General features: G+C 66.4%; 1 protein-coding gene and 1 pseudogene. Both read left to right on the top strand.

Annotated elements, in window-relative coordinates; all coding sequences use genetic code 11:
- Window positions 1–388: SAM-dependent methyltransferase (locus JHD07_RS38695; protein WP_291631801.1), on the top strand; the 388-nt coding region annotated here is incomplete at its 5' end.
- Window positions 385–721: pseudogene (locus JHD07_RS38690) on the top strand (SAM-dependent methyltransferase); the annotation flags it as partial. The gene JHD07_RS38695 and the pseudogene JHD07_RS38690, both read left to right, overlap by 4 nt.

The following is a 721-nucleotide window of genomic DNA, read 5'->3' as shown; positions in this document are numbered from 1 at the left end:
TCTGCACACACGGCTGCAAGGCAGAGTGCGGATCGAGGTGGTTCCCGGCATTTCAGGCATGAGCGGCTGCTGGACGGCGACGGACTTGCCCATCACCTGGGGTGACGATGTCCTGACGATCCTGATGGGCACGCTCCCCGTGGATGATCTGGTGCGGCATATGCGGGCGTGTGACGCGCTCGTCGTGATGAAGACGGGCCGCGACATCGGAAAAGTACGGCGGGCACTCGCGCGCGCGGGGCGGCTCGCCGATGCCTGGCTTGTCGAGCGGGGCACGATGCCGGGACAACGCGTCATCCGGCTGGCGGAGGCTGGCACCGAGGATTGCCCGTATTTCTCGACCGTTCTGGTTCACGGCCGAGGCCAGCGCCGCGAGGTGGCGCCATGAGCGGATCGCTCGTCATTGCTGGGATCGGTCCAGGCGCCGAGGCGCTGATCACGCCAGAGGTCACGGCAGCTCTCGCTGATGCAACCGATATCATCGGCTACATTCCCTATGTTGCGCGCATCGCCCCGCGCGACGGGCTTGTGCTGCACGCCTCCGACAACCGGCAGGAGATCGAGCGAGCGGTGCATGCGCTGAATCTTGCAGCGGCGGGGGCGCGCGTCGTCGTCGTCTCGTCGGGTGATCCCGGCGTCTTCGCGATGGCTGCTGCCGTCTTCGAGGCACTGGAGAAAGCTCCAGAGCAGCACGCGCTGGACATTCGTATACTGCCGGGCG

Source organism: Bradyrhizobium sp. (assembly GCF_016462955.1).
Classification (GTDB): Bacteria; Pseudomonadota; Alphaproteobacteria; order Rhizobiales; family Xanthobacteraceae; genus Bradyrhizobium.
The sequence above is the reverse complement of the archived record's forward strand: the minus strand, read 5'-3'. Positions and strand labels throughout refer to the sequence as shown.